This window comes from Pantoea stewartii subsp. stewartii (genome assembly GCF_008801695.1).
Lineage (GTDB): Bacteria > Pseudomonadota > Gammaproteobacteria > Enterobacterales > Enterobacteriaceae > Pantoea > Pantoea stewartii.
Map to the genome: position 1 here is coordinate 1 of NZ_VZPF01000258.1, position 446 is coordinate 446.

Annotated in this window: 1 protein-coding gene; it reads left to right on the top strand. The window is 52.7% G+C overall.

The window, feature by feature from the left end; all coding sequences use genetic code 11:
• A partial coding sequence (mltG, locus tag F7Q90_RS26070) for an endolytic transglycosylase MltG (RefSeq protein ID WP_151161212.1) occupies window positions 1-446 on the top strand: 446 nt, incomplete at both ends.

A 446-nucleotide genomic window follows, 5' to 3' on the forward strand; every position in this document is an offset into this window, starting at 1 on the left:
GCACGTTACTTATTAAAGACGAGACTATCTTTACGCTAAAGGCGGGAACAGGGCGGCTGGCGCTTGGCGACCAGCTTTATGATGAAAAAATCATTAATCGCCCTCGGGTATTTCAGTGGCTGCTGCGCGTTGAGCCTGAGTTATCGCACTTTAAAGCGGGAACCTACCGTTTTATGCCCGGCATGACCGTAAGGGATATGCTTGAGCTGCTGGAGAGCGGGAAAGAGGCGCAATTCCCGTTGCGATTTGTTGAAGGGATGCGTCTTAGCGACTACCTCAAACAGTTACGAGAGGCGCCGTATATCCGCCATACGTTGCCGGATGATGACTATGCCACCGTCGCCCGGGCATTAAAGCTTGCTCACCCGGAATGGGTAGAAGGGTGGTTCTGGCCTGATACCTGGATGTATACCGCCAACACCAGCGATGTCGCTATTCTCAAGCGA